The sequence below is a fragment of the Bartonella jaculi genome (assembly GCF_039543045.1).
Taxonomy (GTDB): Bacteria; Pseudomonadota; Alphaproteobacteria; order Rhizobiales; family Rhizobiaceae; genus Bartonella; species Bartonella jaculi.
Genome location: NZ_BAABIZ010000011.1, coordinates 31,415 through 47,713, shown reverse-complemented (window position 1 = coordinate 47,713; position 16,299 = coordinate 31,415). Strand labels below are relative to the sequence as shown.

Annotated in this window: 19 protein-coding genes and 4 pseudogenes; 13 read left to right on the top strand and 10 right to left on the bottom strand. The window is 42.8% G+C overall.

Going from position 1 to position 16,299, the window contains the following annotated elements:
* Window positions 1-260: 260 nt before the first annotated feature.
* The 3 genes from ABD915_RS05745 to ABD915_RS05735 all read right to left on the bottom strand — a co-directional run bounded on the left by ABD915_RS05745 (window position 261) and on the right by ABD915_RS05735 (window position 1,536).
* Window positions 261-443, bottom strand: coding sequence for a hypothetical protein (locus ABD915_RS05745; protein WP_345116406.1), 183 nt, complete (start codon window positions 441-443; stop codon window positions 261-263).
* Window positions 444-650: 207 nt separating this feature from the next.
* On the bottom strand, window positions 651-845 hold the full coding sequence (locus ABD915_RS05740) for a hypothetical protein (RefSeq protein ID WP_345116404.1): 195 nt from the start codon (window positions 843-845) through the stop codon (window positions 651-653).
* A gap of 82 nt (window positions 846-927) precedes the next feature.
* A complete protein-coding gene (locus tag ABD915_RS05735) occupies window positions 928-1,536 on the bottom strand; it encodes a fumarylacetoacetate hydrolase family protein (RefSeq protein WP_345116401.1) in 609 nt (202 codons plus the stop codon).
* Between the two features lie 479 nt (window positions 1,537-2,015).
* On the opposite strand from ABD915_RS05735, the gene ABD915_RS05730 reads away from it, so the two are divergent.
* The 4 genes from ABD915_RS05730 to ABD915_RS05715 all read left to right on the top strand — a co-directional run bounded on the left by ABD915_RS05730 (window position 2,016) and on the right by ABD915_RS05715 (window position 4,292).
* Window positions 2,016-2,375 carry a helix-turn-helix domain-containing protein gene (locus tag ABD915_RS05730; protein WP_345116398.1) on the top strand — a complete coding sequence of 120 codons (360 nt, stop codon included), beginning with the start codon at window positions 2,016-2,018 and terminating at the stop codon, window positions 2,373-2,375.
* Between the two features lie 275 nt (window positions 2,376-2,650).
* A complete protein-coding gene (locus tag ABD915_RS05725; protein ID WP_345116398.1) occupies window positions 2,651-3,010 on the top strand; it encodes a helix-turn-helix domain-containing protein in 360 nt (119 codons plus the stop codon).
* A gap of 552 nt (window positions 3,011-3,562) precedes the next feature.
* Window positions 3,563-4,075, top strand: coding sequence for a hypothetical protein (locus ABD915_RS05720; protein ID WP_345116395.1), 513 nt, complete (start codon window positions 3,563-3,565; stop codon window positions 4,073-4,075).
* Between the two features lie 58 nt (window positions 4,076-4,133).
* Window positions 4,134-4,292 carry a hypothetical protein gene (locus tag ABD915_RS05715; protein ID WP_345116393.1) on the top strand — a complete coding sequence of 53 codons (159 nt, stop codon included), beginning with the start codon at window positions 4,134-4,136 and terminating at the stop codon, window positions 4,290-4,292.
* 116 nt (window positions 4,293-4,408) lie between these two features.
* Here ABD915_RS05715 and ABD915_RS05710 read toward each other — a convergent pair.
* Window positions 4,409-5,539 (bottom strand): annotated as a pseudogene (locus ABD915_RS05710) (5-(carboxyamino)imidazole ribonucleotide synthase); the annotation flags it as partial.
* On the opposite strand from ABD915_RS05710, the gene ABD915_RS10285 reads away from it, so the two are divergent.
* On the top strand, window positions 5,514-6,200 hold the full coding sequence (locus ABD915_RS10285; RefSeq protein WP_425548189.1) for a hypothetical protein: 687 nt from the start codon (window positions 5,514-5,516) through the stop codon (window positions 6,198-6,200). The pseudogene ABD915_RS05710 and the gene ABD915_RS10285 overlap by 26 nt on opposite strands.
* Here ABD915_RS10285 and purE read toward each other — a convergent pair.
* Together purE and ABD915_RS05700 are read right to left on the bottom strand one after the other, a co-directional pair.
* Window positions 6,138-6,635, bottom strand: coding sequence for a 5-(carboxyamino)imidazole ribonucleotide mutase (gene purE / locus ABD915_RS05705; protein WP_345116390.1), 498 nt, complete (start codon window positions 6,633-6,635; stop codon window positions 6,138-6,140). The two genes, ABD915_RS10285 and purE, sit on opposite strands and share 63 nt — an antisense overlap.
* Before the next feature lie 288 nt (window positions 6,636-6,923).
* Window positions 6,924-7,178, bottom strand: a complete 255-nt coding sequence (locus ABD915_RS05700; RefSeq protein ID WP_345116387.1) for a hypothetical protein — start codon at window positions 7,176-7,178, stop codon at window positions 6,924-6,926.
* Window positions 7,179-8,557: 1,379 nt separating this feature from the next.
* Here ABD915_RS05700 and ABD915_RS05695 point away from each other — a divergent pair.
* The 4 genes from ABD915_RS05695 to ABD915_RS05680 all read left to right on the top strand — a co-directional run bounded on the left by ABD915_RS05695 (window position 8,558) and on the right by ABD915_RS05680 (window position 11,555).
* A complete protein-coding gene (locus tag ABD915_RS05695; RefSeq protein ID WP_345116384.1) occupies window positions 8,558-8,710 on the top strand; it encodes a DUF5993 family protein in 153 nt (50 codons plus the stop codon).
* 10 nt (window positions 8,711-8,720) lie between these two features.
* Entirely contained in the window at window positions 8,721-9,311 is a 591-nt protein-coding gene (locus tag ABD915_RS05690) for a disulfide bond formation protein B (protein WP_345116381.1), read from the top strand.
* A gap of 1,499 nt (window positions 9,312-10,810) precedes the next feature.
* The gene (locus ABD915_RS05685) at window positions 10,811-10,963 is read left to right on the top strand and encodes a DUF5993 family protein (protein ID WP_345116378.1); all 153 of its coding nucleotides are present in this window, start codon (window positions 10,811-10,813) and stop codon (window positions 10,961-10,963) included.
* A 10-nt stretch (window positions 10,964-10,973) separates the two neighbouring features.
* Window positions 10,974-11,555 carry a disulfide bond formation protein B gene (locus ABD915_RS05680; protein WP_345116376.1) on the top strand — a complete coding sequence of 194 codons (582 nt, stop codon included), beginning with the start codon at window positions 10,974-10,976 and terminating at the stop codon, window positions 11,553-11,555.
* A gap of 868 nt (window positions 11,556-12,423) precedes the next feature.
* On the opposite strand, the pseudogene ABD915_RS05675 reads toward ABD915_RS05680, so the two are convergent.
* The 3 genes and pseudogenes from ABD915_RS05675 to ABD915_RS05665 all read right to left on the bottom strand — a co-directional run bounded on the left by ABD915_RS05675 (window position 12,424) and on the right by ABD915_RS05665 (window position 13,614).
* Window positions 12,424-12,821, bottom strand: a pseudogene (locus tag ABD915_RS05675) (helix-turn-helix domain-containing protein).
* A 133-nt stretch (window positions 12,822-12,954) separates the two neighbouring features.
* Entirely contained in the window at window positions 12,955-13,122 is a 168-nt protein-coding gene (locus ABD915_RS05670) for a hypothetical protein (protein WP_345116374.1), read from the bottom strand.
* A 222-nt stretch (window positions 13,123-13,344) separates the two neighbouring features.
* Complete coding sequence (locus tag ABD915_RS05665) at window positions 13,345-13,614, bottom strand: hypothetical protein (protein WP_345116371.1); 270 nt, start codon at window positions 13,612-13,614, stop codon at window positions 13,345-13,347.
* Between ABD915_RS05665 and ABD915_RS05660 the strand changes: the two are divergent.
* The 4 genes and pseudogenes from ABD915_RS05660 to yacG all read left to right on the top strand — a co-directional run.
* Window positions 13,523-13,934, top strand: a pseudogene (locus ABD915_RS05660) (phage terminase large subunit); the annotation flags it as partial. The gene ABD915_RS05665 and the pseudogene ABD915_RS05660 overlap by 92 nt on opposite strands.
* 393 nt (window positions 13,935-14,327) lie before the next feature.
* Complete coding sequence (gene infA / locus ABD915_RS05655) at window positions 14,328-14,546, top strand: translation initiation factor IF-1 (RefSeq protein WP_004857577.1); 219 nt, start codon at window positions 14,328-14,330, stop codon at window positions 14,544-14,546.
* 282 nt (window positions 14,547-14,828) lie between these two features.
* Window positions 14,829-15,530, top strand: a complete 702-nt coding sequence (locus ABD915_RS05650; protein ID WP_345116368.1) for a Maf family nucleotide pyrophosphatase — start codon at window positions 14,829-14,831, stop codon at window positions 15,528-15,530.
* Window positions 15,531-15,555: 25 nt separating this feature from the next.
* Window positions 15,556-15,798 (top strand): DNA gyrase inhibitor YacG, encoded by a 243-nt coding sequence (gene yacG, locus ABD915_RS05645; RefSeq protein ID WP_345116366.1) that lies wholly within the window; start codon window positions 15,556-15,558, stop codon window positions 15,796-15,798.
* A 294-nt stretch (window positions 15,799-16,092) separates the two neighbouring features.
* Here yacG and ABD915_RS05640 read toward each other — a convergent pair.
* Window positions 16,093-16,299 (bottom strand): annotated as a pseudogene (locus ABD915_RS05640) (hypothetical protein); the annotation flags it as partial.

Sequence of the window (16,299 nt, the reverse complement as noted above, 5' to 3'; positions counted from 1 at the left end):
TCAGCCTGTGGAGAGGAAGGCTCTGGCCAATGTCTTGTGACTTTGGTGAAACCAGCCTCGAAGAAGCAGGAAATCAACAGTAGATGTAATCAGAAATGAGAATATTTACGTAAGTTTGATAGAACGGCAGAGCTTGTCCGTGGAGCCTATGAAGTGAACCCACAATGAGTGGTTAGCAGTCGGAACGAACCACGAGAGAGAACAGACTGTTTTCAGACCGGTAGTGGTAAGAATCTTCGTCCTTTATGGCGGGGAGGACGTTATCCAAACAAAATGAAAAAAGAAAACAGAGATAAAATTGTTCCTGTCGCACTATTAATATAGCCTTTTACGCATTGCTTTTTTAAAGTGCTGCGCGCAAATGATATGAAAATGGTCATTAAAGTAAACCATGCAAAGATGTTGAAGGAATGTATTGCTACAAGTTCAAAGCCTTTTTTCATGCTACCGCCAGAAGCCAAAAATTTTGGAAAGGCTGCTATATAAAATATTGATACTTTGGGTTTCCTATTTGTCTCAGAAAACCGTCCATAATCCTGGTGAAAAGCTTTGTTTTACCTACAGAATTCTTTTCATTTGTTGATATTCTTGCTTTTGAATGAAAGCTGTGTATTCCAGATTTAATTGATTTAAGTCCTATCTATAATGATTTAAGTCCTATCTATAATAAAGTGCAGCTCCCCATGAGCTTTACCAAAAAACAGCGTTTTGTTGTTGAGAATGAGCGCTGATATACCCAATAGGGAAAATGCTCCATGTGCATATGTTGCTGTGCACAATCCTAAAACGTTCAAAAATGCGTTCTTTCTTCCCAGTCTCGTTGCATTATCGATGATAAGCGCCATATTCGGTCCTGGTAAGATCAATAAAATTAAGGGAGATGACTAAAAAAAAATGAAACAATGAAAAAGGTTAGTATTTGATGATTCATTTTACTTTGAGCTCTGAAAGTAACTGATCTTTAAGATATAATTCTATTCTATCGAATTTAGAAAGTTTCCCTACACCCTCTGGAGTGCCTGTATATATGATATCACCACGCTTTAGCTGAATGTAACCACTCAAAAATGATATTATCTTCTCAAAGCTAAAGATCATATTGTTCGTATTGCCAATTTGCCTCGTTTCCCCATTCAACTTCATTATAAAGGTTATTGGGTTGTTTATTTTTTCTTTGTTGATGAAATCAGAGACGTAGGCGGCGCCTTTAAAGCCTTTAGACAAAAGCCAAGGAAGTTTTTTCTCTTGCAGTTTCGTTTGCAAATCCCTCGCCGTCAGATCAAGACCTAATGCTACTCCGTCATAGCATTCTTTTGCTTCTGCCTCAGTCACCATGAAAGTGTCCTTTGAGATTCTCAGCACAATTTCAGTTTCAAAATGGATTTCTTTGGAAAAATCAGGAAGATCAATTTCATTGCCTAAAACCAGTGAACTGTTCGGCTTGCTAAAGATAATAGGTTCATCTTCAACAACATTGCCTAGTTCATGAGCATGCGCAACATAATTGCGTCCAACACAGTAAATGTCATTTATCATAGAAAACCCCCAAGTTGTTCATTCTCTTTTTGTACAGGTAAGAGAGAATTTTGCAAACAACATTTTTTCTTGTATCGCGCGGTGCGCTTTCTGAAAAAGAGACATTGTGTGGGTTTCAAGATTAAATGATTAATCGCGATGAGAGCACCTCGCATGGTCTCTCTTTTGAAGAGTGTCCAATATTACAGTTTTTGAGAGATAAAGAAACACCGTTTTAATTTTGATTGCCAATTTCCTGAAATTGCCTTATGAATGAACACTATGATTTTGGTCGTATACGCAACGACCAAGAGGGATTCAAAAACCCTAAGCTCTAGCGTAAAATTAGCCCACTGTGTGGGTTTCCCGGGATTCCGGGAGTTTTTGCCATGTCCAGGTGCTTTCAGCACTAAAAGCAAAAAAACTGACTAGAGCTCAGTATTTTTGACTCCCGGAATACCAATGCGAGGGCGCTCGCACCCGGCGGGGGGAATTTAACAGTGAAGACCAAAAATCCACATTTTAATGATATTTCTATAGGTAAAAAAATTCGCTTGCAAAGAACAATGCTGGGGATGTCGCAAAAGCAGTTAGGCAACCAGTTAGGGGTAACCTTTCAACAAATTCAAAAGTATGAGAAAGGATTAAACCGTATCGGAGCAGGGCGTTTAAAAGAAATCGCCGATATTCTTAATGTTCCCATTGCCTTTTTTTATTCGGATCTCTCAATAAAAAAGCGCTCCTCCTACCATGATGATGAAGGAATATCGAGCAAGGAAGAACACATCCTTTTGAAAAATTTCAGAACACTCCAACCTAAAAAACAGAAAGCAATTTTGTGGTTGATTTCTGAGCGATGAGAAAACACGGCTTTAATTTTATTGTAAATCCCCTGAAATTACTTTATTACTTAAAAGATGTTTTGATCGCATACGCAACGATCAATAGGGATTAAAAGCCCGAAGCCTCGATACATAAGAATGAACCCACTGTGTGGGTGTCCCGGAATTCCGGGAGATTTTGCTATGTCCAGGTGCTTTCAGCACTAAAAGCAAAATGCTGATTCGAGGTCAGTACTTTTAACTCCCGGAATACCAATGCGAGGGCGCTCGCACCCGGCGGGGGGAGTTTAACAGTGAAGACCAAAAATCCACATTTTAATGATATTTCTATAGGTAAAAAAATTCGCTTGCAAAGAACAATGCTGGGGATGTCGCAAAAGCAGTTAGGCAACCAGTTAGGGGTAACCTTTCAACAAATTCAAAAGTATGAGAAAGGATTAAACCGTATCGGAGCAGGGCGCTTAAAAGAAATCGCCGATATTCTTAATGTTCCCATTGCCTTTTTTTATTCGGATCTCTCAATAAAAAAGCGCTCCTCCTACCATGATGATGAAGGAATATCGAGCAAGGAAGAACACATCCTTTTGAAAAATTTCAGAACACTCCAACCTAAAAAACAGAAAGCAATTTTGTGGTTGATTTCTGAGCGATGAGAAAACACGGCTTTAAAATCATGACCTCATAATGCGCACTTCGTAAAAACTTAAACAGTCTGTTTTTTTAATCAAGATGCCGCATTCCTTGAGCATTCTTGCTTTTTTCTCAAAAACAATCCTAGCTAGTTACAGCAATGCTAGATGAAGATTGCCTTGTTTACCAGCGCTGTTTTCCCTCTATGGTTTGACTTGTGTACTTGCTGTCTCATGCCTTGTTTTATGCCGAGCTGCAATTGCCCTCCCTTACACGGATCCAAAAGCACGTGCTTTTGCATTATTATAAAACATGGTTTGGATCGTAAAACCCGTTGTCTCATACTTGCTCTTGGCGTGAGCATTGAAGCGATTGACCGCCACCAAAGAGGTTTGGACATGGCTGTGCATTGAGTAAACCCGTAAAATGCGTTCCCTTCGTTTACATAAAAAATCATAAGACTCTTTTTTTGCAAATCTGTTTATGGTGAATCAAACAAAATACGCGTTTGCCGTTACAAGTGGGATTGGTGTGGGGATAAAAACCATTTGAGAAAGGCGGAATTATGCCTTCTTATGAACCGTCTCACTGCAAGAACGGTCCCGCAACCTTGGGATTTGGCAAATACAAAATACAATGATGCTGCTGGCTTGAGCGGTGTTGGCTTGGTTGGTGCCGGGCTTGGGTGGTGTTGGCTTGAGGTGGTGCTGGGCTTGGGCGGTGCCGGGCTTGGGCGGTGCCGGGCTTGGGTGGTGCAGGGCTTGGTTGGTGCAGGGCTTGGGCGGTGCAGGGCTTGGGCGGTGTTGGTTTGGGCGGTGTTGGTTTGGGTGGTGCAGGGCTTGGGCGGTGTTGGCTTGGGCGGTGTTGGCTTGGGCGGTGTTGGCTTGGGCGGTGCTGGTTTGGGTGGTGCCGGGATTGGGTGCTGCTGGGCTTGGTTGGTGCCGGTTTGGGCGGTGTTGGCTTGGTTGGTGCCGGGCTTGGGCGGTGTTGGCTTGGGCTGTGCTGGCTTGGGTGGTGCCGGGCTTGGGTGGTGCCGGGCTTGGGTGGTGCCGGTTTGGGCGGTGTTGGTTTGGGCGGTGTTGGTTTGAGGTGGTGCTGGCTTGGGCGGTGTTGGCTTGGGCTGTGCTGGTTTGAGGTGGTGCTGGCTTGGGTGGTGCTGGCTTTGTTGGTGTTGGTTTGAGCGGTGCTGGCTTGAGCGGTGTTGGCTTGGGCGGTGCCGGTTTATATCTACATGAACGTAAAAAGAGAGAAACCCAAAGGGTTTTTCGTTATTTCTTTTGCGCGCTGCTCGTGGGGGGGCGTTGAATGATGTTTTTTGAAAGTAAGTGTGTGAATGCGCTGCATGCGTGAATTAGCAATACATCGTGAATGAGAAAAATATTGTCATGAGAAAACAGGCGTATTCTGTTCTTTCCAATCAATCACTGTTCAGATTTGCTAACTGGACCGGTTAATTGGATGATATGCCCCATTTTGCGCGCCGGTCGAACAGAGTTTTTGCCATATAAATGGACCGATGTGCGTTCTTGGGTCAGAAAATATTTGAAATCGTTGAGATTGTTGCCAAGAAGGTTGATCATTTCGCAATCGCTATGGCGGTAGGTGCTGCCCAAAGGAAGCCCGCAAATGGCACGGATATGCTGCTCAAATTGCGACGTTATGCATGCCTTCTGCGTCCAATGACCAGAGTTATGCACGCGAGGGGCTAATTCATTCACTAAAAGAGTGCTATCCATTAAAACAAAAAACTCAATGCAAAGAATACCAACATAATTCAGAGCATCCATAACTGTTACGCTGATTTCTTGCGCAGCCTTCTGCACGCTAAGCGGAATACGCGATGGAACAAAGGACTTGTGAAGAATGCCATTTTTATGTTGATTTTCAGGGCAATCATAAAAAATATGCTCCCCTTGAAGAGTGCGCGCAGACAAAACAGAAATCTCCGATACAAAGGGAACAATCTCTTCCAAAATCGATGGTTGTCCCTGAAAAGCCATAAAAGCTTCGTCAATGGCTTCCGCATTCGGATGATTCAACAGTATCTGATTTTTTCCATCATAACCAAAACGGCGCGTCTTCAAAAGACCTCGCTCGCCTAATGCCGAAAGTCCCGAAATAAAAGAAGAGTGGTCATCAACCGCATGCCACAACGCTGTAGAGATCCCTTGTGTATTCAAAAATTGCTTCTCAAGCAACCGATCTTGCGTAATCTCTAACGTCTTGGAAGAGGGATAAACAGGCTTGTTCTTCTCTACATATTGAACCGTTTGAAGCGAAAGATTTTCAAACTCATAAGTCACAACATCACACAGAGAAATAAAACGATCTAAGGCCGCATGATCATCATAGGGCGAAGCAATATGCTCATTGGCTGTTTGTGCCGCTGGGCAATCTGCTTCCGGGCAAAAAACAACCGTGCGAAAGCCTAGTTCTGCTGCCGCTATGGCTAACATGCGTGCTAACTGTCCTCCGCCTATGAGGCCAACAACACTCCTTGGAGGCAAGGTTCTGGAAGCGGTAGGGGTGCTGGATGTGCTGGATGTGCTGGATGTGCTGGATGTGGTAGGGGCGCTGGAGGCGGTAGGAGCGCTGGAGGCGGTGGAGGTGCTGGATGTGGTAGGGGCGCTGGAGGCGGTAGGAGCGCTGGAGGCGGTGGAGGTGCTGGATGTGGTAGGAGCGCTGGAGGCGGTGGGGGCGCTGGAGGCGGTAGGAGCGCTGGAGGCGGTGGGGGTGCTGGATGTGGTGGGGGCGCTGGATGTGGTGGGGGTGCTGGATGTGGTGGGGGCGCTGGATGTGGTAGGAGCGCTGGAGGCGGTGGGGGTGCTGGATGTGGTGGGGGCGCTGGAGGCGGTGGGAGTGCTGGATGTGGTAGGAGCGCTGGAGGCGGTGGGGGCGCTGGATGTGGTAGGAGCGCTGGAGGCGGTGGGGGCGCTGGATGTGGTAGGAGCGCTGGAGGCGGTGGGGGTGCTGGATGTGGTAGGAGCGCTGGAGACGGTGGGGGCGCTGGATGTGGTAGGAGCGCTGGAGGCGGTGGGGGTGCTGGATGTGGTGGGGGTGCTGGAGGCGGTGGGGGTGCTGGATGTGGTGGGGGTGCTGGAGGCGGTGGGGGCGCTGGATGTGGTGGGAAGGGGGAAAGAGTGTGTCATTTTAAACCTCGGTTGTAGGTGTTTGGGCAACACTGGCTGTTTGTTGCTGACGCCAATCTTGTAGCCGTTGTGCTAGATCATCGTCGTAAACTGCCATTACAGCCGCTGCTAAAAGCGCTGCATTAATAGCGCCTGCCTTGCCAATTGCTAATGTGCCAACGGGTATGCCAGCAGGCATTTGCACAATGGAAAGTAAAGAATCTTGACCAGATAAAGATTGTGAGTGCACCGGAACACCAAAAACAGGAAGCGGAGTGAGGGCCGCTAACATACCAGGAAGATGTGCTGCACCACCAGCTCCGGCAATCAAAACTTTAAAACCCGATGCTTTTGCTTCTTTCGCAAATTGGTAAAGTCGGTCAGGGGTTCGATGTGCTGAGATGATACGCGAAATATGAGAAATGCCAAGGCAAGCCAAAATATCTGCGCTATGATGCATCGTTTGCCAATCCGATTGGCTGCCCATTAAAATCGCTACGTCACATGATTCTTTTGTCATTTTGCATCCTTTTTAACTGTTTAAAGCGATTCTTATCTTATCCTTTTATATTCTTTAAAAGTCTTATACTCTCTTTGCAAAGTCAATTGATGACAAAACTACAGGTTTTGCATTTTCACCTTAGGGTGTGTTCAAGATTGTAAAATAAAATTGTAAGAAAATAACCGCGTGAAAGCGCTTCTTTTTGTATAAAACAATAGAACAATAAAATAATGCAGCCAAATAAAGCGCTGGTTTATAGCGTGTACAGCCATTAGCAAGGGGATCACGACCTCTAGCAGAAAAAATTCATTGCGAGACAGCAAGCGCGCTTGTTTCAAAATTTTCATTGCTTCTGTTGATAAGGGTATGCGGAAATCTGTTGTAACTATCACGCCTTCCTTTCATATTTTCAGGAGAAATAATCCATAGATCACCATAAAGCTGCTCTTGACAAAAATGACGCAAAAGATGCCTGCAAACGTCTGGAAGGATAAGCAAATGCAGAGCCAGTTGTCTGATGGTTAGTGTTTTATAAAAAGTCGGAATGTCTCTCCAATCCATTGCTGATAAGCTTTGCGTTTTATGCTTATTGTCTGCCTCAATAGGCTTGTGCTTTTACTGTTGCCTGTAAACCAATATCTAATCCTAACACAGCAGCATGTTTGAGACAGAGATTGAGACGGATAAAAGCCCTACGAGCAAACTCCAGTTTTATATGCTCAATAGGGGCGAGCCTATTGCATATATCTGCCTATTGCATATATCTGTTTGGGTGATTGCTAAAACAGAAATACAGCATAATTGGGGAAGAATATAAAGCCAAGCCGTAAAGGTAAAACGAGTGTCTATCTTTACTGTCATTTTTAAATTCTGCTTTACGGCTTTCAAAAATAGCTAAAGGAATGTCTTTTCAATAATAGAAATTGCTCATTAATAAAGATTGCCTATTGCCGCATGCTGTTGCTTCTCACCTTCTTTGAATAAGGATAAGGGGCGTGTCTCTCACGTAAAACAGAATGCTAGGGCGTACTCCCATTATTGTGCGGCGTATCTATGCGCTTGTTTTAAAAAAACATCTCTGTAATTAACTGGTGACTGGGCACACAAGCGCATTTCATTAGCCGGCTGTGAAACGTATAACGGTAAATCAACAAACAAACGATTTAACAGTTCTATGGTTGTTTCTTTTAAACCATGGGAGACACTTCCATATGAATTAAGCTGGAAGGATGCACTAAAGAGGAGGGGGAGAGCGGAGTGCAAAGGGTATGTTGAAGGGGGCTTGGTGGGCTTTTGATGGGGTGAATGCGCTGGTGGGGTTTAAGCTAAAGAAGGTGGGATGAGAGTAGGTGGAGAGATAGATGAAAGTGGGGAGAAGAGTTGAAAGAAGAAAAGCTTGCGATATCTGGGGCGCTCGTACAATCGTACAAGATGTAAAATAATGATTATCTTTATAAAACAACCGGTTGCCTCTTGTACGATTTTCAAAAATCCTTATGATTTTTGTTGGATAAAAGCATAGGGACATAGCACATAATTATTGTGCTCTTGTTGCAATTTAAACCAACGCTTTATAACAAAAGGAGATTTTAGTGGCAAAAATAAGTTAAAAACAAGAATGGCTTATTCTGAAAAGAGAGGTAAAAATCTCAGTCTTAAACCAATAATACTTATTTTGCCGTTCAAGTTATTCTTTCATGGTTAGCAAGAAAAATACGCTCTTTTGCTTTTTGAAAAAGCGGGCGTACGCTTAAATGCAACAGTTGAATGCCTTTGTTGAAATCCGCTTTTCGCGGTCCTTATATTTTACTGTTTTTTTATAGTCGTAAAAATAATAATTGTGAGCAAATAAGGCAAAAGACACTTTTTAGACACATTTTGCGATATTATGCACATGAGCAATATCCTGTGCAGCAGTGAAATAAGGAGATTTTTTAGCAATGTTTGTTCCGTTTTTAGTCGCTCTAAGTACAGCAATAATGACTGTATGTAGCAAAAAGAACATAGGTTATACTTTCTGGATAATTCTGTTTATCGTTACTCTTTTCACTTTTTATTATCATGTAATTTCACCTTTAAATGTGTCTATTTGAGGGAATAATTATGGAAAAAGTTGAACATAAAAATCATCATTTCGCTATCTTTATGAATGTATTAGGGCTTGCTGGGTTAAGTCTTGTCTTGTTGATGGCTTTTTATTATCAACTGACAAAGCCTGTATCCTCTGCGGCGCCATGCCCCCTTTGTCTTCTTCAACGCCTTGGTTTTATAATTGCAGGTTGTGGGTTTATGTTCAATATTTTCCATAGGGTGAAAACTATCCATTATGGTATGGTTGTTCTTGGTTGTATGGTAACTTGCCTCTCTGCTGCTAAGCAGATCTTTTTACAGATCATATTCGGTAATCTTGGAGAGGGGACAACGCTCTTTGGACTGCGTCTTTATATCTGGGCATTTATGATTGCTGCTCTTTATATCGTTGTGGTCGCCTTTGTCATGGTTTTAACTGAATGGGCGCACAAATTTAAAGTGTTTGCTCTTTTCCCAATAATAAGCAAAATGGCAGGTTTCCTCTTTGTGTTGTTGATCGCTGCAAACTTGCTTACTGCCATAGTTGAATGCGGAACTGGACAATGTACCAGTGGTCCCGTAAAATACGGGATGTTGTTACATGGGGGTGCTTCTTCGTTTTAAAGGCTCTTTTCTGTAGATTTTCAATCTCTATATCTTCTCTGAAATCGGGAGACCGCATCATTTGGAGAGAATATAAAGGCGTAAAGGTAAAACGAGTGTCTATCTTAACTGTCATTTTTAAATTCTGCTTTACGGCTTTCAAAAATAGCTAAAGGAATGTCTTTTCAATAATAGAAATTGCTCATTAATAAAGATTGCCTATTGCCGCATGCTGTTGCTTCCCACCTTCTTTGAATAAGGATAAGGGGCGTGTCTCTCACGTAAAACAGAATATTAGGGCGTACTCCCATTATTGGAGGCGTATCTATGCGCTTGTTTTAAAGAAACATCTCTGTAATTAACTGGTAACTGGGCACACAAGCGCATTTCATTAGCCGGCTGTGAAGCGTATAACGGTAAATCAACGAACAAACGATTTAACAGTTCTATGGTTGTTTCTTTTAAACCATGGGAGACACTTCCATATGAATTAAGCTGGAAGGATGCACTAAAGAGGAGGGGGAGAGCGGAGTGCAGAGGGTATGTTGAAGGGGGCTTGGTGGGCTTTTGATGGGGTGAATGCGCTGGTGGGGTTTTAAGCTAAAGGAGGTGGGATGAGAGTAGGTGGAGAGATGAATTAAGCTAGAAGGATGTGCTGGAGAGGAAGGGGGAGAGCGGGTTGCGAAGGGTGTGTTGAAGGGGGCTTGGGGGGCTTTTGATGGGGTGAATGCGCTGGAGGTTGCGCTGGTGGGGGTTTAAGCTAAAGGGGGTGGGATGAGAGCAGGTGGAGAGATGAATTAAGCTGGAAGGACGCGCTGGAGAGGAAGGGAGAGAGTGGGTTGCGAAGGGTGTGTTGAAGGGGGCTTGGGTGGCTTTTGATGGGGTGAATGCGCTGGTGGGGTTTAAGCTAAAGGGGGTGGGATGAGAGCAGGTGGAGAGATAGATGAAAGTGGGGAGAAGAGTTGAAAGAAGAAAAGCTTGCGATATCTGGGGCGCTCGTACAATCGTACAAGATGTAAAATAATGATTATCTTTATAAAACAACCGGTTGCCTCTTATAAGATTTTCAAAAATCCTTATGATTTTTGTTGGATAAAAGCGTAGGGATATGGCGCATAATATTGTGCTCTTGTTGCAATTTAAACCAATGCCCTATAATTAAGGAGATGTTTTAGTGGTAAAAATCAAGGATATTTTATTGGAAAAAAGAGATGTAAAACTCTCAAGAGTGCGTGAAAATACTTATTTTGTTGTTCAAATGATTCTTTCGTGATCAGTGATTGAGAAAATATATTCTTTTGCTTGCTGGAAAAAACAGTACGCAGTCAAATGTCTTTCTTGAAATTCACTTTTACTAGCCTATATGCCCTGTTGTTTTCTCTACGTGTCGAAGATGATAACCAGAGTATAATAATGGGGTGTAATAAATTGTAATGGATTGTGAATAATAAATTCAATGTCTCTTTTTTGCCCAAATTCGCGCTATTTTGCGCAGTGATAATAATAAAGGAGATTGTAGAATGTTTGTTCCATTTTTAATCGCTTTAGGTACAGCGGTTACAGCTGTATGTGGCAAGAAAAATATAAGTTATGCCCTGTGGGTCATTTTGTTGCTGGTTATCCTTCTTACTTTTAATCACCATGCAACGTCATCTTTAAATCTGTCTTTTTGAGAGAATAATCATGGAACATGTTGAACATAAAAATCATCATTTCATTGTGTTTGTAAATGTGTTGGGACTTATTGGTTTATCCGTTGTCTTGTTGGTGGCTTTCTATTATCAATTAGTAAAGTTCGAGTTGCCATGCCCCCTTTGTCTTCTGCAACGCGTTGGTTTGATCCTTGCAGGCTGTGGGTTTTTACTCAATATCCACCATAGAGTGAAAAATACCCATTATGGTATGGTTATTCTTGGTTGTATGGTAACTTGTGTTGTGGCCGCTAGGCAGGTGTTTTTACACATCACTCCCGATGATCTTGGATACGGTTCAACATTCTTAGGATTGCATTTTTATACTTGGGCATTTATCATTTCAGTCCTTTGTATTTTTGCTGTTGCCTTCGTTATGATTTTAAGTGAAGTGCCATACACATTTAAAGCCTTTTCTGCTTTTCCAGCGCTGAGTAAAGTGGCAAGTTTCCTCTTTGTGTTTTTGATTGCTGCAAACTTGATCTCTACTGTGCTTGAATGTGGAGGGGGACAGTGCGCCGATGATCCTGTGAGATATGAATTGTTGTCAAATTGGTTGCCTTCTTCATCTTAGGGACTTTTCTTTTCAATAAGCTTTCTATCTATATAAGTGAACTTTCTATTTATATTTTGATAAGCAGAGAGGCGGTACCTTTAACGGTATCGCCTCTTTTTATTGCAAAAACTTTTCAGAGCCCTTTGCACTCCACGTTTTTCTCTCGCTTCGGGCTGGTTTCATTCTCTTTTGATTTTTTTTTAAGGAGAGAGGACGTTCTTCGCTTTCGACAATATATTTCGTTAAAGCGTGTTTGCGTGATTTCACCATTCTTTGTTGCAAAATGAATGATGCGTAACAAGATGCTTGGGCGCAGAGAGCTCTTTATAGGAGAATCGTTTTGCCTGCCATAACCAACGCCTCTTTGGGCTTGATGTCCGATTTTTCACTGGAGCAATAAGTCTACGCAAAACTCTTTCTGTTAAAGAGCCTTTCTGTTAAAGAGGGCTGGCTTGTAAGCAGTCTGGCACAGCCTTGCTTAAATGACCCTGCTTAAATGACCCTGCTGATGGTCAAGCGTTTCAATATTCACGCTAAGAGTCAGCATGGAAAAACGGGTTTTATTCTTTCAGAAATGTTGTGCCGTGATACAGAGGTAAACGCTTTCTGCGCGTGTAAAGGGAGAGAGCTTTCGGATCGGCATGAAACAAACTATGAAATAGCAATACCAGAGTAAAATCACAGAGTAAAACCACAATGAGAGAAACAGCGATGGCAAACAACGCAATCTTTGCCTGATATTGCCAAAACCAGCTAGTGTTGTTGTTGAGAAAAATGCAAAAATGCTCAAGAAATAAGACATCTTGAGTGAAAAAAACAGACTTGTTTAAGTTTTTATTCAGTGCGCATTATAAGATGATGATTTAAAACAGTGTTTTCTTATCTCTCAGCAATCAACCCACAAAATTGCCTGCTGTTTTTTAGGTTGAAGCATTCTAAAACTTTTCAAAAGGATCTATTCTTCCTTGCTCGATATGTCTTCATTATTATGGTAGGGGGCATTTTCTTTTATTGAGAGATTAGCATAAAAAAAGGAAATGAGAACACCTCGTATATCAGAGATTTCTTTTAAGCACCCCGCACGCACACGGTTAATCCTTTCTCATACTTTTGGATTTGTTGAAAGGTTATCCTTAACTGGTTGCCTCATTGCTTTTGCGACATCTCCAGCATTGTTCTAAGCGAATTCTTTTGCCTATAGATTTGCCTATAGAAATGTCGTAAAAATGTGGATTATCGCTTTGCACCTTAGACCCCCCCCACCGGGTGCGAGCGCCCTCGCATTGGTATTGCGAGAGTTTGAAAGTACTGCGCTTGGATCAGCCTTTTGCTTTTAATGCTATAGCACCTAGACAGAGCAAAAACTCCCGGAATCCCGAAAATATCCGCAAAGTGGGTTCATTTTTATGTTTGCGTTTCAGGCTTTCAGTTCCCTATCGGTCGTTGCGTAGACGACCAAAAACACTTGCTTACCAATAAAAGTAATCTCAGATAATTGAACAACCAAAAGGGAAACAGTCTTGTCTTGCTTTTCATTGAGAGGCTGTCTGCCTCTCAAACTCTCCGGAACGCTCACTAAAATCATGATCTCAGATCCGCGTTTAATGAGAGGATTAACAAACCTTTGGTTCTTAGGGTCAAGGAAACCCTTTAAAGGACGCCTGAAGGCGTCCTTGACTAAGGAACCAATACGGTTTGTTTTGTCCTTCTCACGCGGCTCCGAAATCATGAAAAAAGGGGAGAGGGAGAGAGGGAGAGGAGATGGACAAGACAAGACGCATTGGACTTGATAGGCGGCTTTTAAGGACTACCTATTTGGTAGGCGAGAGATATCAGGTGGTAGGCGAGAGATATCAGGTGGTAGGCGAGGGATATTAGGTGGTAGGCGAGAGATATCAGGTGGTAGGCGAGAGATATCAGGTGGTAGGCGAGAGATATCAGGTGGTAGGCGAGAGATATCAGGTGGTAGGCGAGAGATATCAGGTGGTAGGCGAGAGATATTAGGAACTATTCTTTGTGTACGGCAGTTGCAAAATTCACTTGCCGAAAGCTCTTTGGAGGAAGTTAAACGCGCCATTGAAGCGTATGATTTTTTAAAGGACTATTACAAAGTTGGGGAGTTGTCGATTAAGTCGATTGAAGGTCGTATAGCCCTTTCAGTTTTCTGATCTTGAGTGCAATATCGCTAATATCAAATCCATGGGGCGACTTTTGCTTTGCTGGGTTGATGAGGCGGAACCCGTCACAGAGACGGCTTGGCAAACGCTTATAACGACTTTACTTGAGGAGGGAGAAGAATGGCGTGCAGAATTGTGAGTGACATGAAACCCGTTGCGTGAGAATGCTCCCGTTGAGAAGCGGTTGCGCTTTTCAAACAATGAAGTGATTAAGAGCGTGTCGAAGGGACGAGGTGGCTCTTGGTGAGGGATTTCTGATGAAGCTAGAGAGCAGACGCTGTAGAGTGCGATGAGCGAACGAGAGGGCGCTGAAACGTACGCTAAAACAGCTGGGATGAGAGCAGACAGAAAGACGGCTGAGAGTAGATTGATGAGGCTGGTGAAGCGTGCTTGGATAATGTCTTAAATCTCTCCAAAGGGTTATGCTTATACATCTGTGAAAGCTCGTTAAGGGTGTCTTACGGAATAAACATCAAATACCCCTCCTTTACCTTTTTGTTGAATTGTTGTTCACAAAGTTAAGAAAATAGGGTATGAACGCTGAAAATAATGCGTATCTTTAAAATACGTAAACTATAACGAAAATTTTTAACTGTAAAGGAAAACGTTTTTTATGTCCAAAGAAGAAGTCTTGGAATTTTCAGGAATCGTAACCGAACTCCTCCCCAATGCAATGTTCCGCGTGAAACTGGAAAATGATCATGAAATTATTGCGCATACCGCTGGAAGAATGCGCAAAAACCGTATTCGTGTGTTAGCCGGTGATAAAATCATGGTTGAAATGACCCCTTATGATTTGACAAAAGGGCGGATTACATATCGCTATAAATAGGTTATCGTCAATTTGTGATTTTATTGAAAGTAATCCTATCTTCCCAAAATATTGTCAGCTTTCCTCAAAAAATAAAAACCTTTAAAAGGGGAATAAAAACCTTTAAAAGAGTCAAAGAATGAAAAATTATCTAGTGAATACATAGGATTTTTGTCTAAAGAGGTTCAGCGGTCCATAGAGCGGTCCATATATAAAGGCGACCGTAACAGTACAACAAATTTGGAATATCAAGACAAAGAATGTGGTGGTTAAAATTTCTGTGAGGGGGCAGTAATAGGAATTATGAGGGAAAATAATTTAGCAAAAAAATATGCAAAGCAAAATCACTTCGAAGAAATTCAATTGGTGCTTGCCTCTGCTTCACCGCGTCGCTTGGCGCTCTTAGCGCAAATAGGGCTTGATCCTCATTATGTTCACGCAACCAATGTCGATGAAACACCAAAATTAAAAGAACATCCTGCAAACCTTGCAAAACGTTTAGCAAAAGCAAAGGCGCTTAAAGCGCAAGAAACTTTGCTATGGTGCAACAAAAATAATAAAGAGGCGGTGTTCGAACAAAAATTTGCACAGAAAACTGTGATTTTGGCCGCTGATACTGTGGTGGCTGTGGGAAGCGTCAGTCTTCCTAAACCGCGGAATGAAGGCGAAGCTTATGAATGTTTGCGCTTCCTGTCTGGACGTTCGCACAAAGTCTATGGGGCTCTTTGTGTGCTCAATGAACGGGGGAAAATAACCGTAAAATTGGTCGAAAGTCGTGTCCGTTTTAAACGCTTGACCGCTCCCGTGATGAGGGCTTACCTTGCTTCTGGTGAATGGGAAGGAAAAGCCGGGGGGTACGCTATTCAGGGAAAAGCAGGCGCTTTTGTGGTCCAGATCGTTGGTTCTTATTCTAATGTGGTCGGGTTGCCATTGGCTGAAACAATGGATGTGTTAATGGCTTATCGTTATCCACTCCTTTCCAATTGGACTGGAGAAATATACTAAAGTGAGACATTAACAGGCAAAAGCAATGGAAAAGCTTAAAAATCAGAAAGGGGCAGGAAAAGCAAAAAAATCAGCACAGCCACGTGAACAATCAACACAGCTCTCTCCAACACGCCCTCCACGTCCGTGTCCAATTTGTGGTCAGATGTCTCAGCAAAGCGCTTATCCTTTCTGTTCAACACGATGTCGAGCAATTGATCTGAACAGGTGGCTTTCCGGTACTTATATCTTGCCTGCACCGCCCCAAAAAACAGATGAAGAAGAATAAAAGCGGACGGTAAAATGTCCGTTTTACATTTGAGAGTGTTGAGAACTTAAGCTTGCGCGTGAAAAAAGAGAAAATGTTTGCAGCAAGCCAATGCACTCATACGCTTTGCTAGCGCCCAATGTTGCCTGTTTGCTCTTGCGTTGAGGGAGTTCATGAGAGGCGTTTGTGCCTTTCTTAAATGGGCTTTTATCCGCATTTTGATCCTATCGCATATGCTCAAGGCTTGTTAAGGAAAAAAGATAAAGACTTTTTGATTTTTTACTCTAAACGATACGTTGTAAATGCTGCTTTTTTTTAAGTAAAAAGCGTGTTGACACGCTCCTTCTTGCCGTTCAAACTTAAGTTTTCACAGTGAAATTTTGGCTTGCGGGTTTTGGCTTGCGGGTTTTGGCTTGCGGGTTTTGGCTTGCGGGTTTTGGCTTGCGGGTTTTGGCTTGCGGGTTTTGGCTTGCGGGTTTTGGCTTGCGGGTTTTGGCTTGCGGGTTTTGGCTTGCGGGTTTT